This is a genomic window from Pseudomonas sp. NBRC 100443 (assembly GCF_030268185.1).
Taxonomy (GTDB): Bacteria; Pseudomonadota; Gammaproteobacteria; order Pseudomonadales; family Pseudomonadaceae; genus Pseudomonas; species Pseudomonas citronellolis.
Genome location: NZ_BSQE01000011.1, coordinates 128,378 through 153,565, shown reverse-complemented (window position 1 = coordinate 153,565; position 25,188 = coordinate 128,378). Strand labels below are relative to the sequence as shown.

Genomic DNA, 25,188 nt, shown 5'->3' with positions numbered 1-25,188 from the left:
TCGGAATTGACTCTTGTTAGTTCGCTCTCATCAGGAGCGGCAGCCTGGCCGGAGCCAAGTGCTTTAAAAATAAACCGTCTGGACGGTCTATTAAATGGCTGTTCACCATCCTATTGATTTAGGTCAATTTTTTACACGGTAGAGAACAGTGAGATGCATGCCGGACGGGCTGATGCCCTGGCAAAAGCCGAACAGGATCAATAGGATGCGGACTGAGTGCAGGATCGCCAGGTGCGATCAGTCCAGTGACAGGAGCTTGCCAGTGCCATGAGCCGAGTACGTGCTGATGATTACGATGAGAAGAAACGCCTGATTCTCGAGCGCGCGGCCTATCTGTTCGCCCGAAAAGGCTTCGGCAGCGCCACCATGATCGATATCGCGCAGGCTTGTGGTGCTTCGAAATCCCGGCTGTATCACTATTTCACCAGCAAGGAAGAAGTACTGTTCGCGATCGCTATGAGATACGTCGAGTCAATGTATGAGACGCTCACCGAGGCGATCGCCGAGCCATTGCCTGCCAGTGCCCGTTTTGCCCGGTTCGTCGCAGCTTTCGTCGAGCAAGGAGTCTCTTCGCGAAGCGAGCAGTTGGTACTGCTCAACGACGTTAACTTCCTGCCTGAGGACAAGCGCCAAGAGGTTCGGGCAATGGAGAATCGTTTGGTGGGGCTGTTGGTTGGCTTGTTGGAGGAAGTCAACCCCGGTCTGATGAAGCCGGCGCAGGTACGAGTTCCCTATGCCATGCTGCTGTTCGGCATGGTGATCTGGACATTCACTTGGTATGAAAGGGACGGTACGGTGTCACCGGAGGAGCTGGCGGCGCGGATTTCGCAGCTGTTTCTGCGGGGGTTCGAGGGCACCGAATGGCACTGAGTTGGGGGCACGGACACAGGGCCGCTTGCCGCGGCCCTGTGCTTTGGGAGTCAGAGTGCTCGGCCGATCAGTTCCTTGAGGATTTCATTGGCGCCGGCGTAGATCGGCTCGATGCGGGCATCGACGTACATGCGGGCGATGGGGTACTCCAGCATGTAGCCGTGGCCGCCGAACAGTTGCAGACAACGGTTAACCACTTCGCACTGCTGTTCGCTGATCCACCATTTGCTCATCGAGGCGATATCGGTAGAGATGGAACCGTCCAGATAGCGCTCGATGGCGAAGTCGGCGAAGATTCGCGCGACCGTGGCGGCGGTCTTCACTTCGGCCAGTTCGAAACGCACGTGTTGCAAGTCGATCAGGCGTTTGTCGAACATGTGGCGATCATTGGCATAATCGCGGGTGACCTCGTAGGCGTGCTGCATGACAGCGGCACAGTTCACCCCAGTGAGAGTCCGCTCGTAAGTCAGGTCCTGCATCATCTGATAGAAGCCCCGTCCTTCGGCGCCACCGAGGAGGGCGCTTTCCGGAACGAGGCAGTCCTCGAAGAACAGTTCGCAAGTATCGGAACCATGCAGGCCGATCTTTTTCAGCCGTTGGCCGACACGGAAGCCGGAGGTGCGGGTTTCGAAGATGAACAGCGAGACGCCCTTGGCTTTCTGCTTCGGATCGGTTTTGGCTGCCAGCACCAGGATGTCGGCGGTGGAGCCGTTGGTGATGAAAGTCTTGGCACCGTTGATCAAGTAGTGGTCGCCCTGCTTGATGGCACGGGTGCGCATGTTCTGTAGGTCGGTGCCGCCACCTGGTTCGGTCATGCCCATGCCGGCGATGTACTCGCCGCTGGCGAGTTTCGGCAGATACTGAAGCTTCTGCTCTTCGGTTCCGTAGCGCTCGATATAGTGCGCGGCGATCACATGGATCTGTTTTCCGCAGCGCCAACTGGTGTCGCCACTCAGGCACAACTGGTGAGCGAGAACGGCTTCATGGGCGAATGTTCCGTCCGAGCCGCCGTAGTCTGAACTAATGTCTGGCAGCAGGATGCCCGCCGCTCCGGCCTTCAGCCACACTTCCCGGTCAGTCGCGCCCTGAGTGTGCCAGCGTTCCTGGTGGGGGGTGACCTCCTCAGCGGTGAAGCGCTGTGCCATGTCTTGCAATGCCAGAAGCTCTTCATTCATCCAGCGTGGTTGGTAGCCGTCGATCATTGGGATATCCGTGCATGTATGGGCCGATGGCCGAATGCTAGGCGGGGAGTCATTGAGGCAGTGTCGTCGTTTACGACGATTTCCATTGGCGGCGTGCAAGCGATGATGGAAGAACTCAAATGGCCAGAGAGGCGTGCCATGTCTGTTGTCGAGACTTCTTTCACTATCCCGGGGGCTTTGACGCCACAGTTGGCGGAGGATATCCGGCGGGTATTCGAGGCGCAGCGCGAAGCAGCGCTGCGCCTGCGGGGCTCGACCGTCGGTGAGCGTATCGCCAAGCTCAGGCGTCTGCGCGAGGTTATCCTCGCGCACCGCGACATGGTCATCGAAGCCGCTGCCCAGGATTTCCAGCGCCCGCCAGTGGAGGTCGACTTCACCGAGCTGATGCCGGTGCTCATGGATATATCCGATTGCTGTCGCCGTCTGCGCAAGTGGTTGAAGCCACGCAAGGTCAGACCGTCGATGATGATGCTGGGGACCTCGGCCTGGGTTCGCTACGAGCCGCGGGGGCGCTGCCTCATCATCGCTCCATGGAACTATCCGCTGACTCTCACATTGGGACCACTGGTACCGGCCATCGCTTGTGGCAACACGGTGATGATCAAGACCTCGGAGATCGCGCCGAAGCTGTCGGCGGTATTGGTGAAGATCGTCCGGGCGGTATTCGACGAGTCTGAGGTGGCCATCTTCGAGGGGGACGCCAGCGTCGCCGAAGCCCTGCTGGCGCTGCCGTTCGACCATAGCTTCTTCACCGGCTCACCGGAGATCGGCAAGCTGGTCATGGGTGCGGCGGCTAAGCATCTGACCAGCGTCACGCTCGAGCTGGGGGGTAAGTCACCGGTGGTGGTCGATCGTAGCGCGGACGTCGAACTGGCGGCCAAGACCATTGCTTGGGGCAAGTTCATCAACAGCGGTCAGACATGCATCGCGCCGGACCACATTTATGTGCATGAGGCCGTACGTGAGCGCTTCGTGGAGTGCCTGCGGGCCAATCTCGATGCCTGGTACGGGGAGGGCGCTGCGGCCAAGGCGGCACCTCTGTCGCGGGTCATCAACGCCCGTCATACCCAGCGGGTTGCCGCCCTCATGGATGATGCGCGCAGTCGAGGTGCACGCGTCCTTTATGGCGGTGTAGTGGATGTTGAGGCGCACTTCGTCTCGCCGACTCTGTTGGACAATCTGCCCGACGATGCACGCATCATGCGGGAGGAGATCTTTGGTCCGCTACTACCGATCCTGCCCTTCCAACACTTGGATGAGGTGATCGCACGGATCAACGCTGCGCCCAAGCCCCTGGCACTGTATATCTGGTCCCGGGAGGAGAGCGCTATCGATGCGCTGATTGCCCGAACCAGCGCTGGTGGTACTTGCGTGAACCATGTGGCGGCGCATTTCCTGCACCACAATTTGCCCTTCGGTGGCGTCAATAATTCCGGGATCGGCAGTTACCACGGCGAATGGGGCATTCGTGCCTTCTCTCACGAACGTGCCATCGTCAGAACGCGAGTCATGCTCGCTCGTCTGTTTTTCCCGCCCTATACCCCCCGGCTAGCCAGGATTCTCGGCTGGATGCTAAAGCGTCTTTGAGCACCTCATGAGCTAGCGCAATTACCTGTGCCGTCACAAAAAACAGAGCTAACGTCCAAGAGGCCACCCCTATGAGTGAAAAGCCCCTTCTGTACCCCGGTGCGCATGCCGCACACTCGCCCGAAAAGCCTGCCGTCATCATGGCCGAGACGGGAGATGTGCTGAGCTACGGCGCGCTGGATACCTTCGCCAATCGCCTTGGCCGTCTCTATCAATGGCTCGGCCTCAAGCCAGGGGACCATGTCGCCTACTGCCTGGAGAACCGGCTGGAATGCCCTGCCGTGCAATGGGGGGCGCACTACGCGGGACTCTACTACACCTTCATTAGCACGCGCCTTACCGGTGCCGAGGCGGCCTACATAGTGGAGGACTGCGAGGCCCAAGTCCTGGTAGTCAGTGCCAAGACCGCCCCAGCAGTCATCGAGGCGGTCCGTGCACTTCCCAGTCCGCCTCAGATCTATAGCCTCGATCCGGTCGCTGGGATCAAGCTGTTCGACGATGCGCTCTCGGCGTTCGACGGTAGTCCGATCCGTGATGCGGTAGAGGGCAGCGAGATGCTCTATTCGTCAGGAACCACTGGCCGGCCGAAGGGGGTCAAACCGGTGCTCAGCGGGCTCCCGCTGGGCAGTACCGGGGTGATTGCCGGTCTGATGCAGCGCGGCTTCGGCGTAGGGCTCGAGTCGGTATACTTCTCGCCATCCCCGTACTACCACGCCGCGCCGATGAAGTGGGGGCAGGGCATGACCAGCCTGGGCGGTACTCTCGTACTGGCCGAGCGCTTCGATGCGGAAGGTGCGCTCAAAGCTGTGGAGCGCTATCGTGTCTCGCATTCGCAATGGGTGCCGACCATGTTCCATCGCATGCTCGCGCTTCCCCGGGAGGTACGCGAGCGCTATGACCTGTCCAGTCAGAAAGTCGCCGTGCATGCGGGCGCGCCCTGTGCGGTACCGACCAAGCTGGAAATGATCCGCTGGTGGGGCCCTATCCTTATCGAGTTCTATTCCTGTACCGAGACCATCGGCTCCACCATGGTAGACAGCAAGACCTGGCTGGAGCGCCCGGGTACGGTAGGCCGTGCGGTGCTCGGCGAGCTGCATATTCTCGATGAGGATGGTCGGGAGCTGCCCCCCGGTCAGGATGGGCTGGTGTATTTTGCCAATGGCCCTCGCTTCAGTTATCACAAAGCTCCGGAAAAAACTCGTGAAGCGTACAACGACAAGGGCTGGGCCACTGTCGGTGATATCGGGCACGTGGATGAGGATGGCTTCCTGTTCCTCACTGACCGCAAGAACAACATGATCATTTCCGGCGGCGTCAATGTTTACCCGCAGGAAACCGAGAATGTCCTGGCCACTCATCCCAAGGTGTTCGACGTAGCGGTAATCGGTACGCCGCACAGCGACCTGGGAGAGGAAGTCCGTGCTGTCGTTCAGCTTGAGCCCGGTGTAGAGGCTTCCGACGCTCTGCGGGAGGAATTGGTTGCGTTCTGTCGTGAACAGTTGTCCCCGATCAAGTGCCCGCGCGCCATTGACTTTGTCGATAGCCTGCCGCGGGAGCCCAACGGAAAATTGCTCAAACGGTTGTTACGCGACGAATATCGGGCTCGCCTGGCTTAGGATGATGCTCGCCAGGCCGTGAAATATCACGGCCTGGCTGCGGAGCGAGATGCTCCTCCCTAAGGGCACAGGCCCAGCTTCCGGGCGATGGCCACGGCCTGGGTTCTGCTGTTTGCGTGCAGTTTCAGGTTGATGTTGCGCAGATGGGTGCGCACGGTGGAGTCCGATACGAACAGCTTTTCGGCCATTGCCGCATTTGAGAGCCCCTGGCCGAGGAGTTGTAGCACCTTCAGCTCCTTGTGCGTCAGGGGATCGACCAGCGCCGCTGTCGTCGTCTCGGGCTGAGTTGGAGCGCTATGGCGCAACCAGCGTTCCAGACTTTCTCTTTGTCCTGTTTCGCCTTGCTCGTCACGCAACTCCTGCAGCATGACTTGAATAGCTGGGCCTTCTTCAAGGAAGGTCCGCACGTATCCTTCGGCTTGGGCGAACTTGAGGGCGCGCTCCAGCGTTCGCAGAGCCATCTTGGTCTGGTTGTCCACGTAGAGCGCTTCCGCCAGCAGGATGCGTAGCTTCAGTGCTCTGCGGCCGCGCAGCTGCCGTTCGGCTTCGGCCAACTCGCTACGAAGAGGCGCTATCGCCTTGGCGGCAGAGCCGGTTCGGATCAGGCAACGTAGCCGGGCGATGAACGGGGTTAGCGTGTCATTGCCGATGAACCAATGCCCTCGGGTTTCTTGCCAGGGGAATGTCTGCTCCGCGAGCGTCAACTGCTCCATGGCGCCAATGTGGTCGCCACGGGAGAGTGTCACCATTGACCGCTCCACTCGGGCACTGGCGGTGACTCTAGGTAGCCCAGAACGATGGCCGATAGTCTCCAGCTCGGTAAGCAATTGCAAAGCGCGGTCGTGATCCCCCTGATCCTCCGCCATACGGGCCATCAGTGTATGAGCCGTTATCAGGGCATCCGATAGGCCAAGGTCCTGTACCAGCGGCGTGAATATTCGCAGCAGTTTCTGCGCTTCGGCACATTCGTCGCTTTCATAAAGCGCTTCGGCGAGTTGCACTGCCGCCAGTGCGTTGCCATTGCGGTCACGGCGGCGAGATGCCTCGAGCATCGTACTGGCCAGGCGTAGACGCGCCGTCGCCTGTTTCAATCGGCCGGCCATCATGTCCAGGAGGGCTTCCGCCGATTCCGCCAGGACGAAGCCGAAGGCGCCGGTCGACTCGCTCTGGGCGCGGCGAGCCTCATCGACAAAGCGGTGCGCCTGATCGTGGAGGCCAAGGATGATGCTGGTCTGGGTCAGGGCTTGGTTGAGCATGGCCCAGGCGAATGGATACTCGGTAGACACTTCGGCCAGCGCCTTGAGACCCAGATCGTGGGCCTCCTGGTTACGATCCATCATGACCAGCAGCATCGGCCGTAGTGCCGACAGGTACATGGCGGGCTCGCCTTCTAGCTCCGAGCCATCGATCTCGTTGACCAAGGCCAGGGCTTCCCGTGGGCCCCAGGTAAAGGCTGTGCACCAGGCGTGAATCAGGCGAAGCCGTGGATGTCGCTGCAATTCCGCCCTTGGTAGTTGGCCTATGCATTCGGCGAGAAGGCGTAGCCGTCCCTGGCTGAGTAGATTGTTTACATGCTGGTAGATGAGATCGATGGCGGTCTGTGTTTCTCCAGATAGCAAGGCATGGCGGATAGCAGGGATCGCGCGGCCCTCCGCGAGGTAGGCCGTACAGGCCGCGCGGTGCAGCGACGGTAGTTCGCTGGCATGGCGGCGCTGCAATTGGTGCCGGAGAAAATCGAGGAACAGACTGTGGTAGCGGTAGAGATTGCGCTGCTCGTCGACGGGAACCAGGAACAGTTGCAGGCGTTCCAGTTCGTGCAATCTTTCCAGGCTGTCACTCACCGAGCACACCGCGTTGCAGAGTGCGGGGCTCAGTTCGTCCAATACACTGCTGCGCAGCAAAAAGTCTCGCAGATGTGCGGGCAGGGCCGCCAGGACATCCTCGGCTAGATAGGCGGCAATGGCTGCGTTGGAGCCAGAGAAAGAGTCGAGGAACTTGTCTGTGTCGCCATGGTTCTCCATCGCGAGTGAGGCTAGCCAGAGTGCTGTCGCCCAGCCTTCGGTACTGCTCTGCAGCTTTTTCAGTTGCGTCGCGTTGAGGTTCATGCCACGCCGCAAGGTCAGGAAGTCCTGGGTCTCCTCGCTGCTGAAGCGCAGCCCGGCGGCATCGATCTCGATCAGGTTGCCGCGCGCACGCATCCGCCCTAGGCCGATTTCCGGCAGCGTGCGGCTGCCGATGATCAGGTGCGCCTTGTTGGGAACGGCCTCTATGCCGCGTGCGACCAGGCCCAATACCACGGGATTGCGGATGGCTTCGAAGTCGTCGAAGAAGATTGCGAGGGGCGTTGGGTATTCGCTGATACGTTCCAGTATCCAGGACACCAGATCGGCGTTGCGCATTTGCGAGAAGTCTGGAGTGGCGTCTGGCTGAAGGCTCGCGATCGCCGAAGAGAAGCCGCTGAGGAAGCGAGAGACATCGTTGTCTCCGGTGTCGAGAGTAAGCCAGACTGTAGCTGCGCCCTGGCGTTGATATTGGGCGAGCAGTTGGGTCATCAGGGTAGTCTTGCCGAAGCCCGCCGGCGCGTGGACCAGTATGGCCCGAGCGGAGTCGGTCTGCGTCACGCGATCGAGGATGGCCTGGCGCAGTACCTGGAAGCGTGAGGGGGGCGGCGGCGTGATCTTGGTCCGTGAGATGTAGGGCGCAGAGCGTTGAGTCGAAGACATTACGAGTCCTTCTGCAGGGTTTGGCTGTGCTACTCCCTGCCTATTATTTTCGAAGCCTTAAGGTATGAGGCAACCTTCTCTGGCATCAAGCGCCTTTTAGCGTTTTGTGATATTAAAATGCCATCTATTGGGGCCGTTTTTTCGAAGGCTGTATTGGGTGCTTGCATAGATGCCATGAATGGCAATCATGCGCTCATAGGCATGGTCCATCTACGAGGGGCAGCCGGTGATCGTCGCTTTCGACGATGTGCGATGGCATCGAGATTTCTAGGCTGCGGGTATTCCGACGAAATCCTTGAGAGGAATCCCCGATGTCCCAGTCAGTCTTCGTGTACGACGCCATTCGTACACCGCGTGGAAAAGGCAAGAAGGATGGTTCGCTGTATACCGTCAAGCCGGTGCATCTGGCAGCGGGCCTGTTGAGCGAGCTGCAGAAACGCCATGATCTGGACACTGCCCGGATCGAGGATGTGGTGCTTGGCTGTGGTCAGCCGGTGGGGGAGCAGGGCGGTGACATCGCCAAGTGCGCGGTACAGTATGCCGGTTGGGACCAGAGTGTGCCCGCCGTGCAGATCGACCGCTTCTGCGCCTCCGGCCTGGAGGCGGTCAACCAGGCTGCCAGCCGAATCGCCAGTGGCTGGGAGGACCTTATCGTGGCCGGCGGCGTCGAGTCGATGTCGCGTCTGCCGATGGGCAGCGCCGGCGGTGCCTGGATTCAAGATCCGGAAGTCGCCTTCAAGCTGCAGTCGGTGCCGCAGGGGATCGGGGCTGATCTGCTGGCGATGCTCGACGGCTATAGCCGCGAGGATATCGACCGTTTCTCCCTGCAGTCCCAGCAGCGTGCTGCACAGGCTCGTGACAACGGCTATTTCGATCGTTCCGTGGTGCCGGTGCGTGATCTCAATGGCCTGGTGGTGTTGGAGCGCGACGAGTTCATCAAGCCTGCTACCACGCTGGAGGGACTGGCCCAGCTCAAGCCTTCCTTCGCTGCGATGGGGAAGGCCGGCTACGACGAGGTTGCTCTGCGCAAATACCCCAAAGTAGCGCGCATCGAGCACATCCACACTGCTGGTAACTCCTCCGGCATCGTCGACGGTGCCAGCGCCACCCTGCTCGGTAGCGAGCGGGCCGGTCGCGACCTGGGCTTGACGCCGCGTGGGCGCATCGTTGCCACGGCGGTGCTGTCCACCGAGCCGACGCTGATGCTCGCCGGCCCCGGGCCCGCAGCGAAGAAGGCGTTGGCCAAGGCTGGCTTGACTGTCGCCGACATCGATCTGTTCGAGATTAACGAGGCCTTCGCCGCGGTGGCCTTGCGTTTCATGCGTGACCTCGACATTTCGACGGAAATCACCAACGTCAATGGCGGTGCCATCGCTCTCGGGCATCCGATCGGGGCGACTGGCGCGATGCTGGTCGGGACCGTGCTCGACGAGCTGGAGCGCCGCAACCTTAAGCGCGGGTTGGTAGCCCTATGTGTCGGCGGCGGCATGGGTATAGCCACCATCATCGAACGTGTCTGAGTCGGCGCATCATCCTCACTTCGAGATCCAATCATGAACGCATTCAAGTATGAGAAGGATGCCGATGGCATCGTCACCGTGACCATGGATATGCCCGGTCCAGTCAATGCCATGAACCAGCTGTACCGTGAAGGCATGGCCGAGACTGTACGACGCTTGGAATTGGAGCCGGATTTGGCCGGTGTGATCATTGCCTCGGCGAAGAATACATTCTTCGCCGGCGGCGACCTCAACGAACTGCTCGACTTCAAGCCTGGTGACGAAGCGGATTTCCAGGCCAAGATCGAGCGGACCAAGAACGATCTGCGGCGTCTGGAGCTCTTGCCTGTCCCGGTGGTCGCCGCCATCAATGGCGCCGCCCTGGGCGGTGGCTTCGAAATCGCACTGGCCTGCAATCGCCGCATTCTCCTCAACGTGCCGACAGCGCTGGTCGGGTTGCCGGAGGTGTCCCTGGGGCTGCTGCCAGGTGCTGGAGGCATTGTTCGCCTGGTGCGTCGCCTCGGTCTGGAGAAGGCGCTGCCGTTGCTTCTCGAAGGACGAAAATTGAAGCCGCTCGATGCGCTGGAGGTGGGGCTGGTGGAGGAGCTGGTCGGAACGGCAGAGGCGCTGCTGCCGGCGGCCAAGACCTGGATCAAGACCCAGCGGGGCAATGAAGAGGCCCGGGTGCAGCCATGGGATCGCAAGGGCTTCCGTATTCCCGGCGGTAGTGCCCAACAGCCACAGGTGGCGCAAATGATTGCCGGCGCAATGGCTATGACGGCGAAGAGCACCCGGGGGCTGCTGCCGGCGCCCGAGCGTATTCTCGCAGTGGCGGTGGAAAGTACGCTGCTGGAGTTCGATGCTGCTCTTCAGGTGGAAACCCGCGGGCTGACCAGCCTGGCGGCCAGTGTGCAGGCGAAGAACATCATCAACACGCTGTTCTTCCAGATGAACGAGGTCAATGGCGGCTCTAGCCGGCCGAAAGGCTTCGAACGTTCCAAGGTTGGTAAGCTCGGCATTCTCGGAGCAGGCATGATGGGCAATGGCATCGCTCATGTCGCGGCCAAGGCCGGGATTGAGGTGGTGCTGCTCGATGTCAGTCTGGAGAGCGCTGAGCGTGGCAAGGCCAATATCGGCAAATTGCTGGAAAAGCTGGTCAGCCAAGGTCGTTTGAGCGAAGAGAAGAAGGCTGAAACACTGGCTCGAATCACCCCCACCGCCGACTACGTCGATTTGCAGGGTTCCGACTTTATCGTCGAGGCGGTATTCGAAAGCGTTGAGCTCAAGGCCAAGGTCACCCAGTTGGCCGAGGAGCAGCTTCGCGACAGCGCCGTCTTCGGTAGTAATACGTCGACCCTGCCGATTTCCTTGCTGGCCAATGCGTCGAAACGCCCAGGGAATTTCATCGGCATTCATTTCTTCTCGCCAGTGGAGAAAATGCCACTGGTTGAAATTATCTGCGGTGATCAGACCAGCGACGAAACCCTGGCCAAGACCTTCGACTTTGCTCGGCAGATCGGCAAGACCGCTATTGTGGTCAATGATTCGCTGGGCTTCTTTACCTCGCGCACCTTTGGCAGTTTCTTCGACGAAGGTTGCAAGCTGCTCCTCGAAGGCGTCGATCCGGTGCTGATCGACAACCTCGGCAAGCAGATTGGCATGCCGGTCGGGCCGCTGACCGTGCTCGATGAAGTCAGTTTGGAGCTGATGCGCAAGGTCAACGAAACCCAGAAGGAAATGGGTGTGTTCGCCACCGTCTTCGACAATAGCCACAGCGATGAGGTCGGCAACATTCTGATCAAAGAGTTCGGTCGCGCCGGTCGTCACTATGGCGGTGGTTTCTATGACTATCCCGAAGGAGGGGAAAAAACCATCTGGCCGGGACTCTATGAGCGGTTCCATAACCCCCAAGTCGATCTACCGATCGAAGACATCAAAGATCGTCTGCTATTCCGTCAGGTCATCGAGGCGGTCAAGTGCCTGGAGGAGGGCGTGCTGCGTTCGGTGGCTGATGGCAACGTCGGTTCGATCCTGGGTATCGGCGCGCCGACCTGGACTGGTGGCTTCCTGCAGTTCGTCAATGGCTATGGGGTGTCACGCTTCGTGGAGCGTACTCGTGCACTGCATGAGCGCTACGGTGAACGTTTCGCTCCGCCGACGCTGTTGCTGGAAAAGGTGTCTAGCGGAGACGAGTTGCGCTAAGCAGGATGTCGGCAGGATTCGTCGTTTCCGACGACCGCAAGTAGTCGGCCAGGACCGTAAGGTACTCGAACCGACTCCAGGCCGCTCTGGTGCGAAATTCAGGTTCCGCGGATCGCTGCATGTCTGATTTCTGAAGCGTTTTTGGAGACCGGGTACCGACTCCAGTGTCCGGTGGTTCATAGTCAGGCGCCGCCTCAGCGGCGTCACCCATGATTACAAGAAGAGAGGGAAATATGAAGCGAAGCAACTTGGCCAGCGTGCTGGCGCTTGCCGTTCTAGGTGGTGCCGTTCAGTTCGCATCTGCCGGCGCCAACCAGTTGGACGACTCCGAGTTGACAGCCTTTGGCGCGCAACGCGGTGCAAGCGCCGATGGTCGAATCCCTGCCTACACTGGCGAACCAATCGGACTGCCGGCGTGTTACGACAAGAGTGAGCCGAGAAATTTATGTGATCCGTGGAATGATAAGCCGCTCTATACGATCACCGCTCAAAACCTTGAGCAGTATGCTGGTAGCCTGACCGAGGGGCAGAAAGCGATGTTCGCCCGCTACCCCGACTTTAAGATGAATGTCTACCCGAGCCGCCGTACCATGCGTGCCCCGGAGTATTACTTGGCCAATTCTAAGAAGAATGTTGATTCCTGTAAGACTACTAAGGAAGGTACTGCTATCGAGGGTTGTTATGGTGGCGTTCCGTTCCCGCTACCTAAAACTGGCAACGAAGTTTTATGGAATCATCAACTCGCATACACACCTCATTTATCCGCCAATCTTCGCTCATACCTGGTTGATGGGAGCGGTCGGCGCATCATGGTCAATGCGCAAAATAACTTGACGTCTAATCCTTTCACTGATTCGACCAATACGGGGCCGAGTCAGCAATCGATCGAGTATTTCCGAGTCCGTAACGCCGTATATGAGCCTGCGCGGCGCAACGGGGAGTTGGTCATGATTCGTACGAACCTTGCGGGTGAGCAGCGTGCTTGGCAATACCTGCCCGGTCAGCGTCGAGTGAAGCTCGCTCCGGATTTATCGTATGACACGCCTTCACCGGTGGCGGGAGGAATCACGACAATGGATGAGCAGCGCCTGCTCCTAGGTAGGCAGGATCGCTATGATTTCAAGTATGTCGGCGTGCAGGAAAAACTCATCAATTATAACAATTTCGCGGTCTACGACTACAAGAGTTGTTCGGAAGACAAGCTGTTTACCAAGAGTTTCCCGAATCCTGAATGTATACGCTGGGAGCTGCACCGAGTGCGAGTAGTCGAGGCCACGTTGAAGCCAGGCTTCCGACATTTGCTGCCTAAGCGCAGCTTCTATCTGGACGAAGATGCGAGCGGCTTGGGCATTGCTGATAGCTATGACTCTGCCGGCAAGCTGATCCGTATCGACACAATGCTGAGCATCCCGGATTACGTGTTTGGATATGGTGTTATCCAGGACAATACCGTTACTTTCGATCTGGAGCGTGGTGCATATACGATACCTGCATTCACCGCATTCAAAGGCGGTGGCTATCAAGTAGTGGATATTCCTGAGTCTGTCTGGTCTCCCGAAAATATGGCTCAGGTCGGTATTCGCTAACTTGAGTGGTTTATATGGCTGCAGTCAGGTTGATTTGCAGCCATATACATCTGTCCAGAGGCTTATTTGCCTATAAAGGGGCAGGGAAGATGGTTGTTCGATTTCCTGGTATTTTGCCTAATGGTGGTAAGGTGTTTGGCAGATATTACGCTTGGCCTTTCCTCCCAATTGTGGGCTGGGGGCTGAGTGGGTTCCTGTTCAGCTGTTTTTCTTTTAGTGTCTTTGCTCGTTGGCTGTTTTCCTCTGAGTTCGCTCCCGTGCCGCTGAGTGCGGTCGATGCGATGGCTTTGCCTTCTCTGCTAATGCTGCGTGGACTAGAAGGGGGGAGTCTATTGATCGCGCTGGCAGCGCTATATGTCTATCTTTTGCGCCCCTGGCTGGAGACAGGGCGGGCACCGATCACGGGCTTGATGTTAATCGGCTCACTGATTTCTTATGTGCTCGATACCAGCATAAATTTCAGTGATTACTATATGGCTTGGAATAAGCACTCGTTCAACATGGGGACTTGGGGTGCTTTTTTTCCTGGTCATCACGGGCCGACTCGTTATGCTGAGGCTTGGTTGTGGGGCCCCCCCATGTACATGTACTTCGGTGTCGCACTGGCTAGCATTCAGCTTCTGGTATTCCGCCGGACACGACCCCAGTTGGGGTGTTATGCAGCGCTGTTACTGGCGTTTGCTTCGGCCTTTGTCTTCGATCTGCTCGCTGAAGTGGCAATTATCCGTTTCAGTGAGGCATATGCTTGGCCGTACAGTATCGGTGCCCTCAGTCTATGGCCCGGTACTCAGTTCCAATTTCCACTCTATGAGTCACTTCTGGTGGCGATTTATGCTTCCCTATACAGCTGGCTGAGCTATTCGGTCCGGCGTGACGGTATATCTTTCATCGAGCGCGGTGTGTCTGAGTTGCCGCTACGACTGCGTCCAGCGGCACGGATGTTTGCTGCTACCGGTTTTGCCGCTTTGTGCACGGGAGTGTATTTTGGTGGATTCTATACCTTCTCGCAGTTTGCTGATACCCGTGTGGTTATGCCGTCCTATCTCATGTATTCCGATGGCGGCTGGTCGATCTCCCCCCGCTGAAATGTTAGTGCTCACTTCGAAAACTGTGTGGAAGAGTTATAGCGCTTGATGATTTTATTTGGGGAATGAGCTTGATTAAGCGATAAGCTGCGGAGGCCTGGACCATCCTTGAATCTATAAATCTGTGCCGCTGGAGGCTGTTTCGTGCTTGCGCCCACTGGCATTGTCTTCGGGTTGCTCTCGGGTCGCAGATTTTCATGCGACCCGTTTAGTAGACCTTTTCTTTCCTGCATCGACTCCAGCCTTTCGTTGACCCGTCTCGTGACGCACGATTTTCCAGATGCTCATCGTTGAGTGTCCGATGGTAGTCACTAGCATTCGCAGGATTCGTCGGTTCCGACGACGGGAATTGGTACACCGGAGAGTAACGTTGAGTAGCAAATGGTGCGCAGGGCCTTCCCATGGCGACTTCGCTTGGCAAGGTTCCGTCGCGATGTCGGTATGTATGAGCGAGCAGAAAAATAAGAAGGACTCCAACATATGAAGATGGTAAGTCAATATCGGGTGGTTGGTGGAAAATGCCTGCTGGCACCCATCATGATGTTCTGCATGGCTGGGCCGGCGAGTGCTTTCAACATTGACCTGGGCAACCCAGACTATTCGCTGCGCTGGGACAATACTGTGCGTTACAACTTGGGTTTCCGTGTCCATGATTGTGATAAAAATATCTGTGGCAACAATTCTGGCGCCGGCGATGTCACGGCGTATCAGTCGGATCGAAAGTTTGCGCATGCTGGCGACATAGTCACGAACCGAGTTGATGTTCTCTCCGAGGCTGATTTTATTTATAAGCAGCGGCATGGAGCTCGTATCAGCGCCAGTGGTTGGTACGATCAGGCCTATGATGGAGACATCAAGGGTGACCGAGTATTGGACGCCTCCGGGGTTGGGGCGGGGGCCGGTCGCTCTGGTTCAGGCTATAGCAGTTATACTAACCGCTGGAACAATGGACCTTCGGGAGAAATCCTTGATGCCTTCGTATTCACTGGCTTTGACCTAGGTAGTGTGCCGGTCGATATGAAGGTTGGCCAGCACAACATCTACTGGGGGGAGGCGCTGTTCTCCATTTCCAATGGTGTTTCCTTCGGGCAAGGTCCGGTGGATATCCGCAAGTCAATCACCACGCCTGGTACCGAAGCAAAGGAACTATTTAAGCCGATCGATCAGATTTCTATGAGCGCACAGCTAAGCCAGGAGTTGACCGTGGCGGCGCAGTACTACCTTGACTGGAAGCCCATGACGCTTCCGGATGGTGGTACCTACTTCGGGGCGGCTGACGGTGTAAGCCTTGGTGGTGGTGGTAGCGTCTTCGGCATGCCATTTAAGGTGACCGACGAACCGAATAAGCAGTATGGGGACTGGGGGATTTCTGCGCGTTGGAGGCCTGAATGGCTGGATGGTACCCTAGGACTCTACTATCGTGAATATACCAATAGATTCCCGCAACTGCTTATCACTCGGGTAAATGTGGTGCCTGGTGTTGGAGTCGTGCCGGGGGGAACTGGTATTGACTACTCTTCTGATAAGCGCGAGAAGTTGCTCGGTGTTAGTCTGTCCAAAGAGGTTTGGGGTATTTCTTGGGGTGCCGATCTTACTTATCGCGAAGATGCTGTTCTGCAAGCGACACCTTTTTCCCTTTATGTTCCAAAGGGTACCGATCCTGATACCTGGGTTCCGCGCGGAAAGTTGTGGGCGGGCGTATTCAACGGAATTGCCTCCTTCAGTGCAAGCCCGTTTTACGATGCGGCGTCACTTACTGCCGAGATCAATTATTCATACCTCGATAAGGTCACTGAGAACGCGCAGAACTATAACGGCAAAGGTTATAACTGTGCCAACGATCATGATGCCACCAAAATCGCCTGCCAAACTCGTGGGGCGGTGGGTGCGTCAGTGATGTTCCGCCCGACGTGGTTCCAGGTGTCCCCTGGTATCGACTTGTCCATGCCGCTGTTTGTCGATATGGGGCTACATGGTAACTCGCCGGTGTGGTTCGGCAGTAACGAAGGACAGGGCACCTGGAGTGCAGGCCTAAGCGCTGACATCTTTGCTCGGTACACTGTCGATCTGAAATACAACGGTTTCATCGCCAGACATTCTGAGGATGATCTGGGGGCCAGCAGCCTGAGCAATGCCACGCTGGGTAAGTACTGGGACCGTGACTGGGTGTCTTTGACCTTCAAGACTTCGTTCTGATAAGTCCCTCAGTCTGCCGCCAGGCTGCTGCTGGCGGTAGGCTGCTGGGGAGCGAGTGGATCCAAGAACATTGACCTGGGGTTTGTCATGTCTGCAGTTGCCACGCTTCATAGTTTTTTTCTGTCTCGCATATTTTTGCGTGGCTTGTTTCTGGCTGCATTGTATCTAGCCACGCCACTTGCACAGGCCTTCGAGTCGCCGTTGGAGGTCCCGGCGATGAAGAGCGATCGATATAGCACCAGCCCCATGCAGGCGGTGGCTCGAGCCGGTAATCGGCTGGTGGTGGTGGGCCTACGGGGCGCGATTCTGTACTCCGACGACCAGGGACGCAATTGGACCCAGGCTGACGTCCCGGTCAGCGTCGACCTGGTTGCCGTAACTTTCGTGGGAGCGAAGAAAGGCTGGGCCGTTGGGCATGGCGGGGTGGTCCTGCATAGCGACGATGCGGGGGCATCTTGGGTAAAACAACTCGACGGCCTGCAAGCATCGAAACTGGCAATGGATTACTACAGCGCCCGGGTAGGCAGTCTCCAGGGGGCCTCCGACTACCTGGCCAAGGAGCAACGGCTGTCGAATGGCAACGAAACTCAGCCTTTCTTGGATGTGTACTTCGCCGATGAAAAACGTGGCTATGTGGTCGGGACCTTCAACCGCATCTTCATGACGCAGGATGGCGGGCGCAATTGGGAGCCACAGATGCACCTGACCAATAATGCCCAGGAATGGCATTTCTACTCGGTCTCGGGCAATGGCACTCAAGTTTACCTGTCCGGTGAACAGGGACATGTGTGGCGCTGGGATACAGTGGCCGGCCATTTCCTTTCCATCGACACACCGTACAACGGCACCCTTTTTGGGGTGCTCTCCGTAGACGGTGATGACCTCTATGCCTTTGGCATGCGCGGAAGTTTTTTCCACAGCACTGATGCCGGGCGGACGTGGGAGCGTTTGACGCTGCCGACGGGGGGGAGCCTGATGCGGATACTGCTGACCGAAGATCGTCGCCTGCTTGTGGTTTCACAAAGTGGCGAAGTTTCGCTTGGCGAGCCAGGTGCTCATGCTTTCAAGCTGCTGTCGCTGGCGGGGCCTATGCCCTATTACGGTGCTGCCTTACTCGATGGGCATCATCTCGTCCTGGTCGGGGCTTTAGGTGTGCGGATCGAGTCGCTCTAACGCTGTAGCAGGCGCGGAAAAAACAACGAGAAGAATGTGATGAATGTTGATCGCAAGCATGAAAACTCAGGGCTGATGAGCGTCATTCGGGATCCCGCTTTGTTCGACCGGTTTTCGGGGAACTTTTTCGAGCGCCTGATCTTCAACCACCGTCTGCTCATCGTGGCACTTTGCGTGCTTACGACACTGTTTTCGGCTTGGCAGCTGCGCAATCTCGCGGTGACGACCAGTTTCGACAAGATGTTGCCGCACAGTCACCCGTTCATTCGCAATTTCCTGGAGAACCGTGACCAGTTACGTGGCCTTGGAGACTCCGTGAGGTTCGTAGTCGAAAATCGCAAGGGCGATATATTCGATGCTGACTATATAAAAGAACTGGGGCAGATCAACGACGAGATCTTCCGCATCCCAGGCGTTGACAAAACGTGGGTGAAATCCATCTGGAGTCCGGTAGTACGCTGGACCGAAGTGACGGAGGAAGGGTTTGTTGGTGGGCCCGTGATGCCGGCAAACTTCGACGGCTCTCCCGAGTCGATCAAACAGTTGCGGATGAATATCGCCCGTGCCGGTGTGGTCGGGAGCTTGATTGCCAACGACTATCGCTCCAGCATGATCGAGATTCCGCTGCTGCCGACAGTGGATGGCCAGCCGCTAAGCTATCAGAGTCTTTCTTCCGACCTAGAGCGTGTTCGGGCCAAGTACGAAGGGAATAACCTCGGAATCTACATCACCGGATTCGCCAAAGTCTCGGGCGATATGATCGACGGGATCTTCAAGGTCATGTTGTTCTTCATCGTCGCAGCAGTGGTGGCGGCGTTGATCATCTTCTTCCATACACGTTGCATACGCAGTACCTGCTTGGTACTGCTCTGCTCGATCATTGCCGTGGTCTGGCAGCAGGGCCTAGTGACCGCTTTTGGTGGTGTACTGGACGCATTTACCATCCTGATTCCATTTCTGATCTTTGCCATCGGTGTGTCCCACGGCTGCCAAAAGATGAATGGCATCTCTCAGGATATTGCCCGCGGCACTCATCCCTGGGTATCCGCCCGCTATACGTTCCGCCGCCTGTTCCTGCCGGGTTTGATTGCGTTGATCGCCGATGGAGTAGGTTTCGCGGTACTGGTGCTGGTGGACATTCCAATCATCCGTGAACTGGCGCTGTCGGCTAGCCTAGGCTTCGCAATGCTGGTGTTCACCAATCTGATTCTGCTGCCTGTATTGCTGTCTTTCACTGGAATCAGTCAGGAAGCAGCGAAGCGCCACATTATCGAGCATGATGAAACGGTTCATAAACTGGGCATCGACCGGATATGGGGCCATCTGGACAACTTCACCCAGAAACGCTGGGCTATCGCTGCGATAGTCGTAGCGACCGGATTGGCCGCGATGGCTTTGGTCGAACGCACCAAACTTCAGGTTGGCGATCTGCAGGCCGGTAGTCCGGAACTACGCCCGGATTCGCGTTACAACCGCGACAATGCATTCATCATCTCCAAGTTCGCTGTATCCAGCGATGTTTTTGCGGTAATGATCAAGACACCTGCCGATCAGTGTGGCGCTTACGAGACCCTGGTTGAGGCTGATCGTCTTGCTTGGCAACTGGCGCAGGTGCCGGGAGTACAAGGTACGGCTTCACTTGCCGATACCGTACGCACCTACACTGCTGGCAGCTTCGAGGGAAGCCCGAAGTGGTTCACCATCAGCGACAACAAGGGGGTGGTGTGGCCCCAGGTTAACAACGCCTTGGTCTGGAACTCACCACTCCTCAATAGTGAATGCTCATTGATTCCGGTACTCGCCTACCTGTCCGATCACAAGGCCGACACCCTGAACAGGGTCGTTGAAGTCGCCAGCGAGTTTGCTGAGAAGCATAGCGTCAAGGATCGCGAATTCCTGCTAGCTGCCGGTAGCGCGGGTATCGAGGCGGCAACTAACATCGTAGTCAAGAGTGTACAACTGGAGATGCTGCTGGCTGTGTATGCGGCTGTGGCGCTGTTGTGCTTGGTTACCTTCCGCAGTTGGCGTGCGACGATAGTGGCGCTTTTACCGCTGGTACTCACGTCCCTGTTGGCCGAGGTATTGATGGTGATGCTGAACATTGGTCTGAAGGTCGCCACCTTGCCTGTTGTGGCGCTGGGAGTGGGGGTCGGTGTGGATTATGCGCTTTATCTACTCAGCGTGCAGTTAGAGGGGCAGCGCCTGGGATTGCCGTTACAGCAGGCGTATCGCCGGGCTATCCGGTTCACCGGAAAGATGGTCGCTCTGGTCGGTGTAACGCTTGCGGTGGGTGTGGTGACCTGGATTGGGTCGCCAATCAAATTCCAGGCTGACATGGGGCTCCTGCTGGCATTCATGTTTATCTGGAACATGCTGGCTGCCTTGGTACTGATTCCAGCCTTGTCACATTTCCTGTTGAAGGACAGCTTGTTTGCAAAAGATAGGGACAGGCGTGCTGGGCGAAAAGTGAACGTTTCGGAATTACATATTACTGTGTAAAGAGAATATTGTTTGCAGTTGTTTAGAAAGTTTCCCGGGTGTCGAGTGGCTTGGGACGTTTGCTGGGTTGGAGAGAATTACCCTTCAAGTGAAACTAATGGACAGTAGCTGCAATGTTGACTGGCACGAGTAGAGGAGGCCAGCTTTGACGTGGCTACATCTTACTGAGATAAATGCTAAAGAAATAACAAGGCGGAGGGGCTAGTTGGCCCCTCTTTTTTATCTGGGGATTGGGCGATCAGAGAGCAGTTGGCGTCGTCGGTATTTGTTATCTTTACCTTGGATAATTTTACGTGTTCTTGGCGCTCTGGATGTTGGCGGTCATTAATTATAATGATGTCTTGACACTCAAGCCGTTTCAGTCAGTAATTGGATCTGTGAATGCTGGTAGCCCATTAATAAATGCAAGAGCCTACTCAGGCGTAGGGGGTTCATATTGATCTGGCGCGTTGGATGATACGATCAACGGCAGTCGAAGGAAACGAGCGGGCTCGAATTAGATAGGTCGTCACTCGTTGAGGTCCACCGGCAAGCGGACGCATTACTATGTCTAGGCCGCGCAAGGTTCTGATGCGTGATTTTATGTAAAACCCAATACCGTATCCGGATGCAATCAGTGCCACCATGAGTTCGAAGTTTTCTACCCAGTGAACGATGTTGAGGTTTGTTGTGGTTGACTCCAGCAACGACTCGATCTGTTCATCGATGGGGGGACAGGCTCCCTTGGACCACATGATCAGTGGGTATTGAATGGCCTCTTGCAGCGGTATTTCAGCGAATCTCAATAATGGGAAGAGGGGGGGGACGGCAATCGCCAGCTCATCCTGCCAAAGAGGCTCCGATTGCAGAGAGAGATGATTTTCTTCTGCCGTCAGCGACAATCCCAGGCAATAGCGTCCCTCTTTTAGGCCTTGATACTGCTCTGCAGCAGATGTTTCAACGATATGTATTGGCGTCTGAGGCTCTTCGATACGTTGTTTCGTCAGTAAGGCCGTCAGTAAGGGCGATATCGCGCCAGTAGTGACAGCGAGGTGCAGTGGTGCGATGGCTGGCTCGGAAAGCATGGCAGACCTTTCGAAGGTGGGGGCATGGACAGGGCAAGCAGATAAATATTAGCAGAATGAGTTAAATTTACCGTGGTTTAAATTGGCTCTGTCAATGACGCTGCTGCAGATGCAGAAGCGTTCCATCCGGGCAGGCCGTCCCACAGGCACAACCACCTTCGAAGCCGACACAGCAAAGGCTTTTGGCATGGCTGTACGCGCGCTTCGCACTCAGAAAGCCCTCGCGCAGGAAACGCTAGCCAACATGGCTGGAATTGATCGTTCTCATATGGGGAAGATTGAGCGCGGCAGGCATATGCCGACACTGGCTATCATTCTTCGGGTTGCCGAAGCGCTGGGTTGCGAGGCCTCGACTCTGGTCGCGAATACAGAGCGCAACTTAGTACTGCTCCGTGATGCTGAGCAATGCAAGGACTAGAGCTTCTCGTGCAGCTCGATAAGTAAGAAACTGCAAATGAGGATGCCCTTGCAGGCTTCTGATGCGGATCTCTCTGGCTAGTGCTCGTTCAGGGGTATAGTACGATTGTGTGCAGTTAATATGAGGCGCTTTTGTGATTGCTGCATTATTCTGATTAAGTGGTTTCTATATGGAAACGTGGAGATATATATGAGTGCTCCTGAGAAGCCTGATCCGGTAAAGGATGCGAAAGTTGTTGCCGCAGAGGTTCGTAGCTGGGAGCGGTATCTTAATGAGGTGACCGGGTTTGTGGGGTTCACCCTTGCTATTGCCGCTCTAGGAACACCTGCTCCACAGTTCTGGGGGGTTGTAAGCTTGGTTTTCCTATTTGCCTTTCATTATACGCTGGCGCGAAATGAAATGAGCAGGTTGCGAGAGCTTGATCGGAAGAAGAATAAGACAGAATATGAGATTTGGCTGGCCCGACAGATACGTAAGACTATCAGCCCATTGCGCACTCCGGTATTTTGGTTGGGCTTCGGGGTTTTGCTAATTGTGGCTCTTGGTCCTGATCTGTTCGGGGGGAATGAGTGGTTGTTGAAAAATCTCTATGGGGAGGATGCTTCATACGCTCGTGGTGCGGACTTTTTGAAGAAGATTTGTTTTTATATTCTGCCCAATTAAGGAGGGGTGTCTGTTTGAATCGAATCTCCCTGGAGGCGATGCCTAGTGTGTAGTTGTTTGTTTAGATTTGGATAGTGATAGGTAAGGATTATTCGGTGGCAATTCACCGAATAGATAGTTGGAGTTCTGCAGTAGGTACCCATATAAACGTCGAGATTTACGCGGTCCTGTCACTTCGCAGATCCAAATGTTCAATCCGCCCTCCTGTTTACGGTGCAGCTGCAGCTTCTCGAAGCGCTTTTGCACCCACTGCCAGTCTGCGACCTGACCCTGCTTCGCGAGCGATGCTGTCTGTGGATGTTCCTGGGCGTAGCGCTGGAAGAGGCCGGGGCTGACCAGGAACACCGTATCGTTCACGGTATGCACCAGTGCTCGGGCGTCGTTGATGATGAGTGTGCGGCTCTGGATGCGTTGCCGCAGCCAGCTCATGAAGTGTTCGCCTGATGGTGGTTCTCGCCCGTTTCCGCTGAAACTACTGGATGGAAGGGTGGGAATTGGGGGGGATGCTGAGTTGCTCAGCAGGGAGTCGGCGGGCAACTCATCGGCGCAGGTCTCCATCTCTGGCTCGCATGGGGCTGGTTCGATAGCGGCGGTGCCCAGCAGTGCCAGCAGAGTATCGACGCTATCTGCATCGGAGGCTGCACCCGGTGCTGGTGGTGTGCCACTGACCTCCGGCGAGGTGCTGCTGGCTGCGGCCGGAGCCTCACTGGGCTCCAGGTCCACGACGACGGTGCCGGCGAACGGCGCCGGCCGATCATCTGCGTCCCAGATCAAGGCCGGAGCCAGCCGCAGCAGCGTGAACGCATGCGACCAGCCGGATTCGCTCGTGACGGTCGCCCGCCAGATCGCCTTGCCGTCCGGCGTGGGCTGCAGCATGCCGTGGTCCTGCAGCACGTTGAAGATTGCTGTGTTGTTCGAGGGGATGCCGTCGATGCCCTGAGCCAGCAGATGGGCACGCAATTTATCCGAGACGGTTTTGCTGACCAGCCAGAGCGCGTCCTGAGTCAGCCAACCATCCGAAGCCTGGGGCTGGTTGAGCTTCAGTTCCTCTTTCAGCAGGTAGCGCAGGCCATCGAGCAGCTTGCGCTGCAGTGTATGCGTCGGCGCCGACATGGCCCGGGCTGGATCGCCCCCCAGGGCCTGGGCGACGGATGCTCGGTCCGCCTGCACGACTAGTTCGCCCAGCGTACCAGCATGCTCGTACTGGCCTGCCAGCACGTACAGCAGCGCGGACCAGGGCGAGGGATAGGTGCTGAGCCAATCCAGAATTTCGCCATCGAGCACCTGCCGGTACAGCAGGCCCGTCGCCGCGCTGTGCAGTCGGTACTCGCGGTCCTGGCGATAGCGGAATCGATAGGCGTGTCTCAGCGGACCGTGCCAGGGGTGCCAGGGACTGCCATCGGCCCGTTCGACGTGCAGGTCGACGGCCACCTTGCCGATGTCATGCAGCAGGGCCGCATAGGCGACGGCGGCGGTCCACGCTTCCGCCTGTACGACCTGATCCTCGGGGGTGGTGCCAGTGGGTAGCAGGTACGACTGCCGCAGCTTGAGCGCATACGCGACGATCTCGAGGCCGTGGTCCAGCATGCCCCCCGGGTAGGCGTGATGGTGATTCTCGGAGGCCGGGAACTGCTGGACCAGTTCGGCATAGCGTTCCAGCGGCTTCAGGTACAACGAGGCGAACTGCTTGCGTGAGAGCGAGGTGCGCTGCCAGATGTGTTCCAACAGGCGTTGCCGGCGTGGGGCGGACAGCAGAGTGGTCGCCGACTCCGGTTGAATCAGCCCTTTGCCCTTGCCTTCGGTCGAGAGCGTGGTGGGCGCCAGCGAGAGGCGTTTTCGTTGGAACAGCCTGGGCATCGATGACACCTGGCGTTGCGGCGAGCGGGAGAGCCTTTTCCTTTTCCAGGTGGGCCCATTTCCCTTGGGCTCCGCTCCCTTCGGCCTTTGCGGGAGCCCTTTGATATAGAGAGATCGTAATCTGCAGCCAGCTTCAATGTGCGCTGGGCGCTTTCCCTTTTTGGTATTTACTGAGTGGCGAGCGAGAATTTCATGTGCTGCTTGGGCACCTGAAGCAGATTGACTTCGACATGCTCGCAGACCTGATATCGCTGGCACAGCACTGAAGACTGGCGCACAAATAGAAGAGCCGCGCAATGCGCGGCTCGTTGGGACAAGCGTTAGCAGATTTCGAATCCGCCGCACTCTCGAAGGAACGCTTCGAACTCACGGACGTTCTCGATCGAGAAGGGGGAATGCTTCTCGAAGCTCGGAGTATGGCCGGTACCGTTGCAGCCATTGCATGGCTGCATACCGGGACCGATGGCAGGTGGTGTAGCGCGCTTGCCTGTTGCTCCACAGATGCTGCAAGGCTCATCAGGTAGCGATTCGAGGTAGGCAGAGTAGCGCTGCGCATACTGCTCCGTTTCGCCAGATGCGAGCGCGGTGGCTAGGCGATCAGCCAGTATGAGTGCATCGCGACTGTTGAGTCCCCAGCCATCATTGGAATGGCCCAGGTTGTCGCTAGGGATGATGTCAGGAGCGAGTCGCTCGCAGTAGTCCCATAAGGGATGCCACCACCACACATTGTTGCGGAAATACTTGCCGCGTTCGGAGACAGGAGATTTTCCGAAAACGTCCATACCCATGGTCATCACTCCTGGAGCAGGAGCAGCCGTCTAGAGGACAACACCTCGGGAAGGAAGTGAGGAGGACGGATGCTCTGGGATAGAAGAACAGGGCATCCGGGCGGAAGGGCACGAATGCCCCTCCGGGGGAGAACAGCGGTTCCGGGAGCCTGCTGAGGTC

At 57.3% G+C, this 25,188-nt stretch carries 17 protein-coding genes; 12 read left to right on the top strand and 5 right to left on the bottom strand.

Annotated features, from left to right (window positions below; all coding sequences use genetic code 11):
- The first annotated feature begins 267 nt into the window (after nt 1–267).
- A complete protein-coding gene (locus QSJ95_RS16540; protein ID WP_285643823.1) occupies nt 268–870 on the top strand; it encodes a TetR/AcrR family transcriptional regulator in 603 nt (200 codons plus the stop codon).
- A 50-nt stretch (nt 871–920) separates the two neighbouring features.
- On the opposite strand, the gene QSJ95_RS16535 is transcribed toward QSJ95_RS16540, so the two are convergent.
- Nucleotides 921–2,072: an acyl-CoA dehydrogenase family protein gene (locus QSJ95_RS16535; RefSeq protein ID WP_285643821.1), complete on the bottom strand. Its 1,152-nt coding sequence runs from the start codon at nt 2,070–2,072 to the stop codon at nt 921–923.
- A gap of 60 nt (nt 2,073–2,132) precedes the next feature.
- Here QSJ95_RS16535 and QSJ95_RS16530 point away from each other — a divergent pair, with 60 nt between their 5' ends.
- Both QSJ95_RS16530 and QSJ95_RS16525 read left to right on the top strand, forming a co-directional pair.
- Nucleotides 2,133–3,659, top strand: coding sequence for an aldehyde dehydrogenase family protein (locus QSJ95_RS16530; RefSeq protein WP_285643819.1), 1,527 nt, complete (start codon nt 2,133–2,135; stop codon nt 3,657–3,659).
- A gap of 71 nt (nt 3,660–3,730) precedes the next feature.
- Nucleotides 3,731–5,275 (top strand): acyl-CoA synthetase, encoded by a 1,545-nt coding sequence (locus tag QSJ95_RS16525; RefSeq protein ID WP_285643818.1) that lies wholly within the window; start codon nt 3,731–3,733, stop codon nt 5,273–5,275.
- 59 nt (nt 5,276–5,334) lie between these two features.
- Here QSJ95_RS16525 and QSJ95_RS16520 read toward each other — a convergent pair whose 3' ends face one another.
- Nucleotides 5,335–7,998 carry a winged helix-turn-helix domain-containing protein gene (locus tag QSJ95_RS16520; protein ID WP_285643816.1) on the bottom strand — a complete coding sequence of 888 codons (2,664 nt, stop codon included), beginning with the start codon at nt 7,996–7,998 and terminating at the stop codon, nt 5,335–5,337.
- Between the two features lie 311 nt (nt 7,999–8,309).
- Here QSJ95_RS16520 and QSJ95_RS16515 point away from each other — a divergent pair, with 311 nt between their 5' ends.
- The 7 genes from QSJ95_RS16515 to QSJ95_RS16485 all read left to right on the top strand — a co-directional run bounded on the left by QSJ95_RS16515 (nt 8,310) and on the right by QSJ95_RS16485 (nt 20,238).
- Entirely contained in the window at nt 8,310–9,518 is a 1,209-nt protein-coding gene (locus QSJ95_RS16515) for an acetyl-CoA C-acetyltransferase (protein ID WP_285643814.1), read from the top strand.
- Between the two features lie 30 nt (nt 9,519–9,548).
- Nucleotides 9,549–11,699: a 3-hydroxyacyl-CoA dehydrogenase NAD-binding domain-containing protein gene (locus QSJ95_RS16510; RefSeq protein ID WP_285643927.1), complete on the top strand. Its 2,151-nt coding sequence runs from the start codon at nt 9,549–9,551 to the stop codon at nt 11,697–11,699.
- Between the two features lie 233 nt (nt 11,700–11,932).
- Nucleotides 11,933–13,285, top strand: a complete 1,353-nt coding sequence (locus QSJ95_RS16505) for a DUF1329 domain-containing protein (protein WP_285643812.1) — start codon at nt 11,933–11,935, stop codon at nt 13,283–13,285.
- Nucleotides 13,286–13,299: 14 nt separating this feature from the next.
- The gene (locus QSJ95_RS16500) at nt 13,300–14,370 is read left to right on the top strand and encodes a spirocyclase AveC family protein (protein WP_285643810.1); all 1,071 of its coding nucleotides are present in this window, start codon (nt 13,300–13,302) and stop codon (nt 14,368–14,370) included.
- A 480-nt stretch (nt 14,371–14,850) separates the two neighbouring features.
- Nucleotides 14,851–16,566 carry a DUF1302 domain-containing protein gene (locus QSJ95_RS16495; RefSeq protein ID WP_285643808.1) on the top strand — a complete coding sequence of 572 codons (1,716 nt, stop codon included), beginning with the start codon at nt 14,851–14,853 and terminating at the stop codon, nt 16,564–16,566.
- Between the two features lie 87 nt (nt 16,567–16,653).
- Nucleotides 16,654–17,739, top strand: a complete 1,086-nt coding sequence (locus QSJ95_RS16490) for a WD40/YVTN/BNR-like repeat-containing protein (protein WP_285643806.1) — start codon at nt 16,654–16,656, stop codon at nt 17,737–17,739.
- Nucleotides 17,740–17,778: 39 nt separating this feature from the next.
- Entirely contained in the window at nt 17,779–20,238 is a 2,460-nt protein-coding gene (locus QSJ95_RS16485) for an efflux RND transporter permease subunit (RefSeq protein ID WP_285643804.1), read from the top strand.
- A gap of 431 nt (nt 20,239–20,669) precedes the next feature.
- Here QSJ95_RS16485 and QSJ95_RS16480 read toward each other — a convergent pair whose 3' ends face one another.
- The gene (locus tag QSJ95_RS16480; RefSeq protein ID WP_285643803.1) at nt 20,670–21,302 is read right to left on the bottom strand and encodes a LysR family substrate-binding domain-containing protein; all 633 of its coding nucleotides are present in this window, start codon (nt 21,300–21,302) and stop codon (nt 20,670–20,672) included.
- A gap of 94 nt (nt 21,303–21,396) precedes the next feature.
- Here QSJ95_RS16480 and QSJ95_RS16475 point away from each other — a divergent pair, with 94 nt between their 5' ends.
- Nucleotides 21,397–21,720: a helix-turn-helix domain-containing protein gene (locus QSJ95_RS16475; RefSeq protein WP_479725283.1), complete on the top strand. Its 324-nt coding sequence runs from the start codon at nt 21,397–21,399 to the stop codon at nt 21,718–21,720.
- Nucleotides 21,721–21,909: 189 nt separating this feature from the next.
- The gene (locus QSJ95_RS16470) at nt 21,910–22,383 is read left to right on the top strand and encodes a hypothetical protein (RefSeq protein WP_285643802.1); all 474 of its coding nucleotides are present in this window, start codon (nt 21,910–21,912) and stop codon (nt 22,381–22,383) included.
- A gap of 42 nt (nt 22,384–22,425) precedes the next feature.
- Here the strand turns inward: QSJ95_RS16470 and mobH are convergent, their stop codons facing one another.
- A complete protein-coding gene (mobH, locus tag QSJ95_RS16465; protein ID WP_285643801.1) occupies nt 22,426–24,240 on the bottom strand; it encodes a MobH family relaxase in 1,815 nt (604 codons plus the stop codon).
- A gap of 320 nt (nt 24,241–24,560) precedes the next feature.
- Nucleotides 24,561–25,028 (bottom strand): hypothetical protein, encoded by a 468-nt coding sequence (locus tag QSJ95_RS16460; protein WP_285643800.1) that lies wholly within the window; start codon nt 25,026–25,028, stop codon nt 24,561–24,563.
- Between the last annotated feature and the right edge of the window lie 160 nt (nt 25,029–25,188).